The sequence below is a fragment of the Mucilaginibacter pallidiroseus genome (genome assembly GCF_007846085.1).
GTDB classification, from domain to species: Bacteria; Bacteroidota; Bacteroidia; order Sphingobacteriales; family Sphingobacteriaceae; genus Mucilaginibacter; species Mucilaginibacter pallidiroseus.
Window position 1 is genome coordinate 105,846 of record NZ_VOEJ01000010.1, and the last position, 14,897, is coordinate 120,742.

At 39.0% G+C, this 14,897-nt stretch carries 12 protein-coding genes; 8 read left to right on the forward strand and 4 right to left on the reverse strand.

The genetic code is table 11. The features are described from left to right. Nucleotides 1-14 precede the first annotated feature (14 nt). Nucleotides 15-1,238 carry a site-specific integrase gene (locus FPZ43_RS18070; RefSeq protein WP_146383327.1) on the reverse strand — a complete coding sequence of 408 codons (1,224 nt, stop codon included), beginning with the start codon at nt 1,236-1,238 and terminating at the stop codon, nt 15-17. A gap of 1,254 nt (nt 1,239-2,492) precedes the next feature. Between FPZ43_RS18070 and FPZ43_RS18075 the strand changes: the two genes are divergently transcribed. After that, nucleotides 2,493-2,867, forward strand: coding sequence for a TetR/AcrR family transcriptional regulator (locus tag FPZ43_RS18075; RefSeq protein ID WP_146383328.1), 375 nt, complete (start codon nt 2,493-2,495; stop codon nt 2,865-2,867). Between the two features lie 47 nt (nt 2,868-2,914). On the opposite strand, the gene FPZ43_RS19630 is transcribed toward FPZ43_RS18075, so the two are convergent. The 3 genes from FPZ43_RS19630 to FPZ43_RS18085 form a co-directional block, all read right to left on the reverse strand. Next, nucleotides 2,915-3,040, reverse strand: coding sequence for a hypothetical protein (locus tag FPZ43_RS19630; protein WP_261381136.1), 126 nt, complete (start codon nt 3,038-3,040; stop codon nt 2,915-2,917). A gap of 218 nt (nt 3,041-3,258) precedes the next feature. Next, nucleotides 3,259-3,918 (reverse strand): CPBP family intramembrane glutamic endopeptidase, encoded by a 660-nt coding sequence (locus FPZ43_RS18080; RefSeq protein WP_146383329.1) that lies wholly within the window; start codon nt 3,916-3,918, stop codon nt 3,259-3,261. A 353-nt stretch (nt 3,919-4,271) separates the two neighbouring features. Continuing rightward, nucleotides 4,272-4,988: a hypothetical protein gene (locus FPZ43_RS18085; protein WP_146383330.1), complete on the reverse strand. Its 717-nt coding sequence runs from the start codon at nt 4,986-4,988 to the stop codon at nt 4,272-4,274. A gap of 711 nt (nt 4,989-5,699) precedes the next feature. Between FPZ43_RS18085 and FPZ43_RS18090 the strand changes: the two genes are divergently transcribed. The 7 genes from FPZ43_RS18090 (at nt 5,700) to FPZ43_RS18120 (ending at nt 14,879) form a co-directional block, all read left to right on the forward strand. Next, nucleotides 5,700-7,145, forward strand: coding sequence for a TlpA family protein disulfide reductase (locus FPZ43_RS18090; protein ID WP_146383331.1), 1,446 nt, complete (start codon nt 5,700-5,702; stop codon nt 7,143-7,145). A 184-nt stretch (nt 7,146-7,329) separates the two neighbouring features. Continuing rightward, nucleotides 7,330-7,533 carry a hypothetical protein gene (locus FPZ43_RS18095; protein ID WP_146383332.1) on the forward strand — a complete coding sequence of 68 codons (204 nt, stop codon included), beginning with the start codon at nt 7,330-7,332 and terminating at the stop codon, nt 7,531-7,533. Between the two features lie 320 nt (nt 7,534-7,853). Continuing rightward, the gene (locus FPZ43_RS18100; RefSeq protein ID WP_146383333.1) at nt 7,854-8,318 is read left to right on the forward strand and encodes a hypothetical protein; all 465 of its coding nucleotides are present in this window, start codon (nt 7,854-7,856) and stop codon (nt 8,316-8,318) included. A gap of 451 nt (nt 8,319-8,769) precedes the next feature. Further along, nucleotides 8,770-9,963 carry a DUF4185 domain-containing protein gene (locus tag FPZ43_RS18105; RefSeq protein ID WP_186461890.1) on the forward strand — a complete coding sequence of 398 codons (1,194 nt, stop codon included), beginning with the start codon at nt 8,770-8,772 and terminating at the stop codon, nt 9,961-9,963. Nucleotides 9,964-10,129: 166 nt separating this feature from the next. After that, nucleotides 10,130-10,882 carry an SGNH/GDSL hydrolase family protein gene (locus FPZ43_RS18110; RefSeq protein ID WP_146383335.1) on the forward strand — a complete coding sequence of 251 codons (753 nt, stop codon included), beginning with the start codon at nt 10,130-10,132 and terminating at the stop codon, nt 10,880-10,882. A gap of 51 nt (nt 10,883-10,933) precedes the next feature. After that, complete coding sequence (locus tag FPZ43_RS18115) at nt 10,934-12,352, forward strand: SGNH/GDSL hydrolase family protein (protein WP_146383336.1); 1,419 nt, start codon at nt 10,934-10,936, stop codon at nt 12,350-12,352. After that, nucleotides 12,333-14,879 carry a glycoside hydrolase family 38 C-terminal domain-containing protein gene (locus FPZ43_RS18120; RefSeq protein WP_146383337.1) on the forward strand — a complete coding sequence of 849 codons (2,547 nt, stop codon included), beginning with the start codon at nt 12,333-12,335 and terminating at the stop codon, nt 14,877-14,879. Before FPZ43_RS18115 ends, FPZ43_RS18120 begins: the two co-directional genes overlap by 20 nt. The last annotated feature ends 18 nt before the right edge of the window (nt 14,880-14,897 follow it).

A 14,897-nucleotide genomic window follows, 5' to 3' on the forward strand; every position in this document is an offset into this window, starting at 1 on the left:
TTAAAAATAATTCATTAATGTGATAACTTGCTCTGAAGCATTTTCATATCTTCTTTCAACTTTCGTTCGACCACCTTTGCATATATCTGGGTAGTCGTAATTTTCGTGTGTCCCAAGATTTTACTGACTGTTTCAATTGGTACACCGTTAGACAACGTTACCGTTGTAGCGAAAGTATGCCTGGCGATATGAAACGTAACATTCTTAAGAATGTCGCAACGGTCCGCTATCTCCTTTAGATAACTATTCACCTTCTGATTGGATATCTTTGGAAACACCCGACCATCATATAAAGCGCGCTCATTATCTTTGTACTTGTCAAGAATTGTTAAAGCTTTCGGTAACAGCGGTACGATTACAGGTATTAAGGTCTTTTCCCTGCATGTCCTGATCCATCGGTCACCATCAGCACCAGTAACAATATGTTCGGGCTCAAGATTGCTTACATCCACAAAGGACAGTCCGGTATAGCAGCAGAACACAAACATGTCCCTGACCATTTCCAAACGTTCAATTCCAAACTTTTTCTCTTCTATGGCTTTTAGTTCTACTTCGGAAAGCTGCTCCCTGTTCACCTTTTGGATCTTCAATTTGTAAGTAGCAAAAGGGTCGTTACTAATCCATTGAAGATTGTGAGCTAGGTTAACCATTTTTTTTAGGCGTATGATATGTTTCATAACACCGTTGTTATTAAGTGGCTTTTGATGATCTTTCGGTTTATGGTTTCTCAAAAAAACTTCAAAGTCTTTCACAAACTTATAATCCAGTTGATGCAGGTAAATGTCACTGGCGTTAAATTGTATGTTCAAAAACTTGATCAAATAGCGCTGGGTGACATAATAGTGCTTTAAGGTACTCCACTTCAAGTCAGTAGTAGAAGATTCATTGTGGTAGCTAAAAAGACGACTCATGGAATAAACTTCCTGTTCAGCACCGAGATACAAATCTTTAACGGCTTTTGCCGACAGCATTTTTCTTTTTAACTGTAACTCTTTATAACTACTGCCAATGGCCAACCGAACTTCCTCCAGGTAATTGTTAATGGATTTGACTTCATCCTTGTTTCCCTTGGCTGTGCCCTTACCGCTATCCCAATTTTTAGGATCAACGTTTTGCTTTAAGGCGATGTAAGCACGCTGGCGATTAACGGTCACGCATGCATAAATAGGCTCTTTTCCGTCTTTGGCTTTGTCGGGACGGGTGGTAAAATGAATACCGAACGACTGTGATGTTTGCATAAAATTTAATTTTTGAGTTTAAATGTTTCATACTTCATCCCATTTTTTGAGGTAACATACAGGTAACACAAATACAAGCCGCTTTTAAACAACTTTTATCGCTGTAACTAAATGAATTCCAATTACTTGAATCGATTTGTGTTACCTAAGTTAAAAACAAAAAACAGGTAGTCGGATAGGTAACGAGAACTTAGGCTTTACAAAGGGTTGGAAAGGGGATAATTAATGAAAAAACCCCTTAAATCAGCGATTTAAGGGGTTCAAAAGTGTAGAGCTTATCTACTTTGTGCGCCCACCTGGGCTCGAACCTTAACTTATAGTAAATTGATAGCCAATTTATTATGTATCTTGAAAACATCAAGGTTACGGAATAGGTTTCGTAACCGATAAGCACAAATATAATGAACTAAATTGTTATTGTTAATGAGACTTTTCAAGACAAAGTATAGCCATAACAATACATGAACCCCGAATATGTAATAATACTCGAATAAAAATAAATGTCCAGAATTGTTTCGCACATCTTACAATACAATACTTATAAATTTTTGCGGAATCAGCAATGATTACTCCAGCTAATTGGTTTGATAAACTTCTTAATAATTCCTTGAAGTCAGATGAGATTATAAATCAGCGCCCGAAGATTTACGATGCTCTTTCCAGTCACGTTGCTTAATAATCCTCGTTTTGATTGCTTCGAAAAACTCAAATACAAAATTTTCCGTTCTAAAAATAGGCAAAGAGCAAATTTATACGTGTCAACAAATTCTTGAGCGGACAGTCATTTCGAAATGGTTTGCTATGTAGATAATATTACTTACCGATAGTCAATTTAAAAAGCCCGGCCGGTAGGCCAGGCAACTTAGGGCTTCTTAATCAATATTCAACTTTTATACAACGCACCACGTCAAAAGTTATTTAACAAAAAAACTTCTAAGCTTTTTATAGCCAAGAAGTTTAAATATTGATCAAAGAATCCCCATTCAATGATTTTGTAAATGTGGACAATTGTTAGTAACTTTTTCACTTTTTTGTTTAATTAAGAATTAAATGTACTGTATTTGTTACAACCTACTAAATTTATAGGTGACAGATAAATTACTCAGCTATAATATTTTTTAGATGTTGTAACAAATAACTGCCCTTGTTGTATAAACTACACCATATTTAACTTTAAGTTAATACAATGGTACAACTATTAGCTATATATTAATTTACGAGAGATATTAATCCATATGTTTGCATCACACTAACATGGAAAAACATAACGGGCAAATAACCGAATACCTGGTAAGGAAGAACGGTTTTAGCATTACTGAGCTTGCTATAGCTCTAAATGTAAATAGAAGAAGTATATATAATTACTTTCAAAATAAGCATCTGAAATATGATGTGATGTTAAAGATAGGACGAATCATTCGACATGATTTCAGCCAGGAATTCCCGGAATACTTTACTTCTGAAGAGTTTGAAGTGTCAAACAAGCAATTTTCTCCAAACGTACTGAGTGCCCAAAATCAATCAACCGAAAACGAAATATGGAAGGATAAATACATTGATCTATTGGAAAAACACCAGCAACTTCTATTAAGCCAAATTGCAAAAAACGACAACTTATGCTTAATTTAAAATAGTCCCGCAAGTTTTGAAGTTTTGGGCCATGCTAAAGGAACCCCTTAGTTAAGCGTAACCTTCATCTTATATATGATACCGCTAAGTATTTCAGCAGCCTGATCTTCATGATTTCGCTTGAGTTTCGAGTAGACACGCTTATATGCTCTCAAGGCATATCTGCGTTTCATTAGTCGTTTTTGTGGCGTAAGAGCTGCTTTATGCAATAGTAATTCCTCATGCAGCTTCTTTGAGTCTTCGAGAGTTCTTTCAAAGTTCATATTAGTAGGGTCTAATGCTGTAAAGGTAAATCGAAAAAGTGGCAGTTTAAGTCAGGTTTTCGTAACGATATTATAAAGCTAACTTTTAATACTGAAAAACAAGTGGTTATGGGAAAAGAATTTACTTATTATGTATTTGCCAGCCTAAGGCCTAGGAATACTGCTATTGATAAGTTAAATATGTCAACGACAATATGCGACATAATAGGATAGATCAATCTTTTGTCTTTCTGATAAAACCACATCCAGCAATAACCCATAATGAAGGTTGTCACACAGGTAGGAATTAAAATGCGAGGATTAGCAAGCCAGTATGCACCCCATAAAAAGTAATGAGAGAAGCTAAATAATGCGCCTGAAACTAAATTTAGCTGCATTGGGCTGATAGGTAAGTTTATGAACATACCTCGCCAAAAAGACTCTTCAAAAAATGGATTGATTGCTGCAAAAACAAAAATGTAAGCGACTGATGACAATGGAACAGCCTGATAATTGCTTATAAACACACCAAACGGAATGAGGGCTGGAATAATGATACCAAACAGGAACAGCTTAAACTTTGGGAATGGATTTAGTTTAGATCGAGCTATGTCTAACGTAATCCCTAAATTTTTCTTAGCAAACCACACGCAAAGTTCAATACTAGCATAGTAAATTCCAAAGGAAGGTATCCATGAGAGACGCATTGGCAGCAAATGTGCGCAAAGCTCAATTACTAACCTTGTAAAGATTAGGACAAATAAGGGCATAGCATATAAAATGCGGTGACTAGGCAAGGTTGAATTCATGGGCTTAAATTTAATAAATTATTCTAACTAGCCCTTCACTATCTCCTCATGCCATAACCCAAAGCCGTGCACCTTATATAATGTTTAAGGTTAATTTTGATTGAATAAAAGTCTGCCCTTGTCGTTTATAGATTTGGTAGTAACATTAATTTGAAAGGTCACTAATTCTAATCACTAACAGACAACTATCCTTGCTACCTTTAAATAGTGAAATTATATAGCAATCAAACTTTGGCACTAGCATTCATGGACAGATATTAAAAAAGGGTAAATACATCAAACTGTAAAGTGTCCAACTATCTCGCGCTATAAGAACAGCAGATGACTACATTCTTGATGTAACTAATGCTTCTTTATGCCATCTGATGAGTTGATAACGCTTTCAAGCGCAATAAGCTAAGGCCAATTAAATATGGCATAATAAAAGGTATTGCAGGAATTGCGGCTAGATAGCTTGCAATTGATAAAGGCGCAGGTACTGACGAGGGCAATAAGATCAGTATCATTCCTATTACTGCAATAACTAAATACCATTGTTTAGCTCGGTAGGTCAATACGTTTACCTTATGCAGTGCAATTGCGAATAATGCGGTAGCGCAATATAAAAGCCATACTTCTATAATTGAGATAACGTTAAAAATCGATTTAATCGGCAGGTACCATTCGGGCCTTTTGCCCTGTGGTAGCGTTACGAAGTACTTAAATACCTCTGTAAGGTAATATCCCCAAAACACCATATTCAAAATAAACAGTGGCATTGCAACACTTATCGCAATAAAACCCAAAGTAGAATAGAATCTTTCACCATAGTTTTCCAATTTTGATTTAAGCAAAGCAAATCCCATTATAGCAATAACACCTCCAGTTATAAGAATTGTGTACCTGACTTGTTGCTCTGTTGATGTTGCTAGCCAATCAGATATTGTTATTGGCGGTGGTCCCATACCAGCGAAAATTGGGAATAACATCCAGGGGATGATCAAAAATAAAGCAGCACCGATGTAACTTTCAGCTATAATTCCTTTTTGATTCGATTGCTGTCTGATTAGCTGCCTTATCGCTACTAGCATTAGACAGGTATTTATGATCCATAAGCACGAATACAATAGAACATTTACATGGCCTATCCCGAACCCTACCGCTGCAACTATTGCTGGTACCAGGTATAAGTACGCTAAAATTATTCTTTGCGAAATGCTCATGGCTTAATTAACTTAAGCTAAATCTACTGAATATATTAAGCTCAATCAATTGAAGAAAGAGCAAAGTGATGAATGTTCATTACCAAGAGGTAATTACTAGTACTCGCAATTAAGTTGAAAGGGGTTGTCCGCAGCGACATTTACAGATATTATATGCAGATAAAGTTGGTGCAAATCACCTCATTTAAAAGGTCATTAGTTCTGTAATAGGCATTCGATTATCTTTGTTACCTTTTAATGAGTTAAGGTATAAATCTATCTAAACAAACTTTTTAGCGTATATGGACAGTTATTATGAAACGGTATATACCCCAAACTGTGAAGTGTCCATACCCAATTCGGGATTTATCACCACTATAAAAGCTATATCTCCATATTTCTAAATTGATACTTCAGAGTGCTCCCGTTTTAAGTTGTTAGGCTTAATGGAAATTATACATAAACCCAATTAAGTATGAATATTAGTACTAACGTTTTTGCTTAGTTATAAATAGCATACTAAATTTATGCCTTTTAATTAACATCTTTAAGCAGAAGCTTAATTAAACAAAGCCTAAAAACCTATTAGATCAACTCATCATGAAAATAGTATCCTTAACTATCGCATTTCTATGCTTTTTGACAATCGCTATCGCCCAAAAAAAGCATGCTGAGCCACTTATCATTCAAGGTAGAATTGCAAATACTACTGAGAAGATGCTCAAAATATTTTTTGAAGATGAGTATAGCCGAACAACTATTGATACCATTAAAATAAATAACGACGGCACGTTCTATCTCAAAACCTACCATATAACAAAACCACAGCGCACCAGTCTCCAGCAAAACAGCTTGCAGATCAACAAAATCTATGTGGCACCTGGTTATAATCTTACTATTACAGGTGATGCTACCGACTATCTAACCTTATTTCAGACAAAACGCATTACAGGTATAGGCTCAGAAACAAATGCCTATCGTCAGAAGGTTGACTCTATGTTAGCAGCTCGCAATGATCGGACCGAATGGTACAGTTTAAAGCTTGACGATCTTCTCAAATACATCCGGAAGACGGCAGCTTTAAATGATTCTATATTCAATGTGGTTTTCAACAAACAACCTAAACAGGATAAGTATTTCAACACTTTCAAGCGACTAATCAAAATTGATGAACAATCCCTGGCTTATTACATGGTTCTGCAACATTTAGAGATGGGCAAATACACCTACCAGCAGATGGACGAGATTGCCAAACAAAATCTCCCACCAATATTTAAGGCTGGCATATCTCGCGATGAATACCTTGAAAGCGACGACTATAAATCTTGGATTGTCCCGCTGTATTTTGCATTACATAGAAAGATGGATCTGCTTAAAGACTCGATGTCAGTTAAACAGCCTGACTATGTATTGAATACCGTCAATAAACTTTATACAGGCAAAGTTAGAGACAAATATCTTTACTGGTCCGTAAATTCCAGGATAAGAGATGCAAGCAGTATAGAGCAGTTAAATAAAGCAAAAAAGGCGTCTGAGAAAACAATCAATTCTATTAAAGATGCTAACTTAAAAGGTAATCTAAATTCAAGTTTCAAATTTAAAGAAGATCAACTGATGCTTGTACAGGCCGGTCAGCCGGCTCCATCATTTAACTTACCCAGCGATAAAGGGCAACTTTACACTGTAGAAGGTTTCAAAGGCAAGGTAGTATATATTGACCTATGGGCGAGCTGGTGCGGGCCGTGTCGTCAAGAAATGCCGAACTTTAAAAAGCTTTCAGAAAGCTATAAAGGCAATGGTAATATTACTTTCGTATCAATAGCCGTGTTTGACGGAGAGCGCGATTGGCGCAAAGCATTATCTGTTGAGCAGCCGACCTGGTTGCAACTATATGATAATGAAGGAAAAGTCGCCCGTTCTTATGTTGCTAACGCAATTCCTAAATACATCATTATAGATAAAGATGGCAAAGTCGCAAATTTTAATGCTCCTGGCCCTGGTAGTGCTGAAATTAAAACTGTCCTTGATAAGGAATTGGCTAAATAAATGACTGATCAGTGTTAACTTAAATTAAGGCAGTAGCTTTCAGCGTAAGGGTAGTTTACAGATTAATCAATCTATAAAAGCCCGGGCGTTAGGTTAAGTAATTAGGGCTTTTAGTGCTATTACACAACGGGGAATTTTTGGATTTGAATACAAAATTTAAGTATGTTTGAGATTGCCAAATAACATGAATGTAAAAACCTGTCTAATATTTTTAATAGTTTTTGTTGCAAGGCACTGCATGGGTCAAACACCCATTGGTAACGTAGATAAGCTTGCCGGCCAAGTAAATGATTACACAAGACAATTCCAAGCAGCTTCTATCTATATAAAAACAGATAAAGGCATATACGAAAATGAAGAAGACTATGGTTTAAAGCGACCATTTTAGACGCTCAATATTTTACATCATTTATTTTAGATCAAACTCTCTATCTCCGTCTTAGTAGTTTAAGCAATGACAGCACTGTTTGGGAAGAAAAATATCCAATTGTTAACGGCTTATCAAATGGTCATGTTTACAATGATAAATCCGTATCGCCTGGTAAGTATTTACTGTCAGCCTATTCAGCTCATTCCTATTATAAAGATAAAAGATTTCTTCGGTCCAAAGCAGTCATTCGAATTGTAAAAAACATCAACTCGCATTTAAAAGCAAGATCAAAAGCAATCATTGAGAATGCAAAGCCATCAAAGGTTCTGCAATTTACGATGTTACCTGAAGGTGGTCACCTAGTATACGGCTTGCCATGCAGAGTAGCTTTTAAAGCTGTTGATAGTAATGGCGCACCAGCAAATGTATCTGGAGTACTAATGAACAAGGGACGAGTAATGAAAGCATTTAAATCATATCATGCTGGTATGGGCGTCTTTGACTTCACACCATCCAAGGGGGAAAATTATGATGTTAAGGTTTTAGGTTACAATGATAGTGCCTTGTTTCTCTTGCCAAAAATCGAAGATAAAGGAATGACTCTTCATTTAATGAAGTATGAAAATGATACCCTTTTCTTTCGCATTTCGCCAAACTCAAATTTAACTAAAAGGAAGGTTTATCTGAGATTACAAGTGCGCTGGCGGGTACAAAGTATTGACCACCTGGGCTCGAACCTATTTCTTAAATCAACTGATAATCAGCTTTTTGTACAGACTATCTCGTTTAAGGTAGTTACATAGGTAGCACGCCCTATTGAATAGCTAAGTCAGGAAATACTGAGGATTTTAAGAAGAATTTGCGTAATGTATTTTTGATCAGCTTTTTTCATAAATATCTAAGAAAAATCTATGCCTAAAGGCCGCTGCTGGCTGTACAACTTTAAGATCTTTCTTATTTTACTCATGCTTATTGTTAAGTGGCCATGCTTAGGATATATATATATATATGTCTGCCTCTTTAAGATGGTTCGCTCTTTCACCCCAGTTACACTATTGCAGTGGTCACTTTCGCCCGGAATACCCTGGTCAGTTTGCCGCGGTATGGGTTGTCAGCTTGTCCCGGAATGGATTGGTCACTTTCATCAGCATCCTCCGTGTTGTATGGGCTTTGTATTTTATTTTAAATTTATAGCACCCAAAAACGGAGCTATCATAAATTGCTATATATTAGTAGGCAATGTTTATACGGTTTATGATCAAAAACTTAGCTGCCGTAATTTTTCTATGTTTTTACCTGGAGAATTCATTGGTGGCGCAATCTTTAAAGCCAATAGGTATCGACGAAAACTCGATTAAATTTACGGTTGAAGCTGACACCGCATGGACAGCTATGCTTAAGCGCTACAAAGGTTGGTTTGGGGCCGATGGTATTTATACCATTCCTCTGAATGGGGTTGAAAGCAGAAAGTCAAATGCCGGAGATAAGTCGCTGCTGATTTTCAGCGACAGTATGATTGGTGAGGTAAAAGACGGCACTATGCAGCCGGGCTACAAAATGATTCATAATTCAGTTGCCCTACTCACGGGCAGCAAGCCGCAGCCAGATAACCTCAAATTTCATTGGGAAAAAAGCAAGGATGGCTCGGCCGAATCAGTGTTTATCCCGCGTACATCGCAAACCCAACCCGGCGATTATTATTGGTTAGGTGATGGTTTTGTAAACACCGAAGGTAATGGCGCCTTGTATATTTTTGGTTACCGTGTTAAAACATTTAATACCGATGCATTTGGTTTTAAAGAGGTGGGTAATACCTTAATAAAACTTAACCCTAAACAGGCGCCGGCATTTAAAGATATCTTTCAAAAAGATACGCCGTTTTACCTTACAAGCAAAGGCGGCGACATAGGATCTTTTGGCACGGGTATTTATGTAAATACTAAAAGCGCCCAAGCAAAAAATGCCGACGGCTATGTATATGTTTACGGCGTTCGCAACATCAGCAAAGATATTATGCTGGCAAGGGTGCTGCCCAAGCAATTTGACAATTACGCGCAATGGCAATTTTGGGATGGGGCATCATGGGTAGGGGATATGGATAAGGTTGCCAACATAACAAGCAATGCCTCAAATGAGATCAGCGTATCGCAACTTGCGGATGGGCGATACATTATGGTTTTCCAGGTAAATGGCATGAGTACTGATATTGGTATAAGGCTTGCCAATAAATTAACCGGGCCATGGGGACCTATCATCAAAATATGGGATTGTAACCCTGATTTGAAAAAAAGTACTTATGTAGTGTACAACGCCAAGGCACATCCAACCCTGTCCGGCCCTAATGAACTGCTGATTAGCTACAACATAAATTCGCTTGAGTTTATCAAAGATTTAATGACCGACCCCAACCTGTATCGCCCTCGTTTTATAAGATTAAAAATTCAATAAAATATCTGTATGGAATTTGTTACATGATTTTGCTAAATCAATTTAGTTATGTTAAAGTTTGTTTTTACATTTGAGGCATAACCAATTGTAATTATTCTTACTTGATGCCGGTGAATTTGTAATACAGATCAATTGCAGCGGCATGGATAATATTAACCCTTTAAATATGAAAGCTATTAAACTTACACTTTGCCTGCTTGCCCTGGGCGCAATGAGTGCGAAAGCCCAACAAACTGAAGAGCAAAAAAAAGCCGAAGCCTGGGCTAATTTTCAAAAAGCAATTGAAGAGCGCGTGCACAAGGACTGGGCCTGGATAAAACGATACGAAGGCGACAACGAAAAGCTCCCCGCTCCGGCTGCAGGCGAAAAACGCGTTGTGTTTATGGGAAATTCCATAACCGAAGGCTGGATAAATACCGACCCAGATTTTTTTAAAGGTAAAGCATACATAAACAGGGGCATAGGTGGGCAAACCACACCGCAAATGCTGGTACGTTTCAGGGAGGACGTTATCAATTTAAAACCTGCAGTTGTTGTGATATTGGCCGGTATCAACGATATAGCCGAAAACACAGGTCCGTCAAAGCTAGATGATGTAGCAGGGAATATATTCTCAATGGCACAGTTGGCAAAAGCCAATAATATTAAAGTGATACTGTCGTCGGTTTTACCTGCCGCTGCCTTTCCTTGGAAGCCAACTATTGACCCTCGGGAGTCTGTTATAAAGTTAAACGCCATGCTGAAGGACTTTGCACAAAAAAATAAGTTGGGTTATATAGACTACTACACATCAATGGTGAATACCGACAGGGGCATGAAGGCAGGTTTGGCCAGCGATGGCGTGCACCCAACTATGGCTGGTTATAAAATTATGGAACCACTCGCCGAATCTGAAATAGCGAAAGTCTTAAAAAAATAAATGAATACGGTATCCCTGTCCTCAGGATATCGCAACTAAAACGATTTATCAATGCGGATATTTTTACTTATCTGTTTGCTATTGCTTGCTCGCTCAGTTACTACCAGTGCACAGCAAGTTAAGCCCTTTAAAGCGGGCGACAGGGTAGTTTTCACAGGTAATAGCATTACTGATGGCGGGAGATACCACTCGTTTATATGGCTTTATTACATGACAAGGATGCCCTACATGCGGCTCGACTTTTTTAATGCAGGCATAGGTGGTGATGTAGCCGGGCAAATAAGCGAACGCCTGCAAGAGGACGTGTTTGATAAAAGGCCTACGGTAATTACGCTAACCTTTGGTATGAATGATACCGGCTACCAACTTTTAACCGGTGAAAAAGCTGACTCCAATTACCGGGCTAAAATCGAAAAATCCTATCGAAGCTTCTTAAATATCGAAAACCAGTTACAGAAATATGCCGGTGCCCGGAAAATCATGATAGGCTCGTCACCTTACGATGGGAATGCCAAAATTAAGGCCGGTGTTATCTATCAGAAAAATGAAGCTATAAATAAGGTTATCGATTTTCAAAAGCAAGCAGCGAAAACTAATAATTGGGATTTTGTTGACTTTAACCAGCCCATGCAGGCAATTAACAGGCAGCAGCAAGCCAGGGATTCGGCCTTTACTTTGGAAGGTTTCGACAGGATCCACCCAACTATTGACGGGCACATGGTGATGGCCTACCTGTTTTTAAAGGCGCAGGGCTTTGCAGGCAAAAAGATAGCCGCAATAAGCATCAACGCAAGTGAGAAGAAAATTATAAGATTTGAAAACTGCCAGATCAGCAACCTTACAGGCGGCAAACAGCAGGTAGATTTTATATACAAAGCAAATGCATTGCCTTACCCCACAGATACAGTTATGCAAGGCAGCGGGAAGCACGGTCGTTCACAGGCAGGTGCCGAATTATTGGTGCCGTTTGAGCATGACTTTAACCAGGAAACCTTACAGGTAGCAGGCTTGGCGGAAAATCAACAATATCAGGTAAAAATAGATGATAAGTTTATTGGCAGTTGGACGGCTTCGCAGCTTAAAAGCGGAATAAATCTGGCTAAAATTTGTACTACGCCCCAATATCAGCAGGCATTAGCAGTAATGCATTTAAATGAGGAGCGCTGGGCCATTGAGCGCCGCCTGCGCGAATATTGGTGGCTACAATATTCTATAATGAAACCACATGGGCTGTTTCACAACGATAGCGAAGCCACGGTTAGTTCATTAAAGCAATATGCCAAAAAAGATTTTTTTGTGGCTGTTGTGCTTAACACCTATTACAAGGCACGCCTCAAGCCTGTGCGTGATGCTTGGCAAAAGGAAATGGATTTACTCACCAACGAAATTTACCGCATAAATAAACCCGTTGCCCATAAAATAAGCGTACAAGCGGTTAATAACCTAAATCATGCAATCACTCAAAAATAAGATATTCAAAACGCTGTGTTTTGTTGTGTTAACCGTACTTAGCGGCTTGTCTGCAAAAGGCCAGCAGGCCTACTATATCGATGGCTATCACGGCGGCATTTGGGGCCATTATCCGGATTGGAATACCCGCTTTATAGTGGATATGCTTAATAAGCATCCGCATTGGAAAATTAACCTTGAAATTGAACCCGAAACCTGGGGTCGTGCAGCAGTTGTTGATCCGAAAGCTTTCGAAGAGCTTAAAACTTTTATGAATGATCAATCGGCTAACGGGCGTATAGAATATGTGAGCCCCGCTTACGCCCAAAGCTACCTGTATAATATTGATGGTGAAAGTATCATCAGGCAGTTTGATTATGGCATGGCGATGCTAAAGAGCCAGTTCCCTGGTATAAAATTTAGCACCTATTCAACCGAAGAGCCTTGTTTTACAAGCGCGCTGCCTGGCATTTTAACATCATTCGGCATCAACTACACATCGCTTAAAAACCCAAATACCTGCTTTGGCGGATATACAAGGGCCTTCGGCGGCGAATTGGTAAACTGGATAGGGCCCGACGGTTCTGCCATTTTAACGGTACCACGGTATGAAGTGGAGAAGCTTCAACCAAAATCTACCTGGCAAACAATCGCTTGGAATAACTCGCCGGAATATATCAATGCTGCTGTGGCTTACGGCATAAAGCATCCTATTGGCATGACCCTGCAGGACGCAGGCTGGAAAGGTGGTCCTTTTTTAGGTAATGCGGACGCCGAGCAACAAAAAAACAAATACACAACCTGGCGCAACTACTTTGAAAATGTAGTAGCCGGAGATAAAAAGAAAGACTGGAAGTTAAGCCAGGAAGATATATTGGTAAGCCTGGTTTGGGGTTCGCAGGTAACGCAACAACTGGCACAACGGGTGCGCAACGCCGAAAACCAATTGATACGTGCAGAAAAGGCAGCTACAATAGCAGGCATTATTGCTAATAAAACGTGGCCAAAGGCAAGTATCGACAGCGCATGGCGTACGCTGATGTTGGCGCAGCATCACGACTGCTGGATTGTTCCCTACAATGGAAAGGATGGCGATACCTGGGCCGATAAGGTTGTAAAATGGACATTCAATTCAAATAATTTAAGCCAAGTTATCACCAATATATGGATTGAAAAACCGGGTGATGCTAAAACAGAATCATCTCAAGTAACTGTGCTAAATACCCAGGCCAAAGGTCGAACGGAATTGGTCAGTATATTAACACCTGTAAGCTTGAAAGGCAAAAGCCTTGTTGTTAAAGATGCCGCAGGTAAGCTCTCGGCCACGCAGGTTCAGGGTGATAGTTTAATGTTCCTGGCTAAGGCAACTTCGTTTGGTTACAGCACGTTTGATGTTGTTGAAGGTAGTTTGGCATCCGCAAAAAACATGAAAGCTGCAAAGCAAGCCAACGGTAAGTATATGCTCGAATCTGACCTGTATCGTATTGTACTTGATCCTGAAAAAGGCGGCAGTATTGTAAGCCTGGTAATCAAACAAGGCAACAAAGAAATGGTGGATCAAAAAAGCCCGAACGGCTTTAATACCATGCGTGGCAATTTTTATAACAATGGCGGTTTAAAAAGATCGTCAGATGCCCCTGCACAGATAACCATTATAGAAAGTGGACCGCTGCGGGCAAGCGTATTAATAAAGGGTAAGATTGCCGGTACAAATTTTTCGCAGACAGTATCGCTCACCAAAGGCGAGCCGGTCATTGATATGCACTTAACTATTAATTGGAAAGATAACGTCGGCGTTGGTGAAGATGTTGACAAAACAAAATATAAATGGACCGATTATAGAAAACCTTTTTACAACGATAGCAACAAATTGGTAACCGTATTTCCGCTTAATTTAAAAGGACAGAAGGTTTACAAGAATGCCCCGTTAGACGTAACCGAAAGCAGGCTCGACAACACATTTTACAACAGTTGGGACAGTATCAAAAATACCGTTATACTTAACTGGGTTGATGTTACCGATGCCAATAACGAATACGGTTTGGCACTTTTTACCGATCATACCACCAGTTATACGCATGGGGAAAACTTTCCGCTTGGCTTGGTTACGCAGTATTCGGGCATGGGCTTGTGGGGACGTAATTATACTACCAGCGGCCCAACTTACATCCATTATGCTGTAATGCCGCATAAAGGCAAATGGGATGTAGCCGGTGTATGGCCGGCTTCAGCTCAATGGAACGAGCCTCTTATTGCTGCATCAGGTAAAAAAACTAAAACCGTCAGTTGGCTGGTGGCACCGCAGACCGGTCTTACTATCAGCGCAGCACAAATAAAAGATGGTAAAATATTGTTGCGGTTTTTTAATGCTGAAGGTATATCCGGCAGGAAGAAGATTAAATTGAATTTCAAGTATAACAAGGCAACCCTGGTAAGTCTTAACGGGCGCAGCATAGGAAACCTGCTTTCAACAAAGCATAATGACAATACCAGCGAAATAGATTTAACTATTCCGAAATTTGGTTTTAAAACGGTAGTATTTGAATGAACGCTTTGCAAACACCTT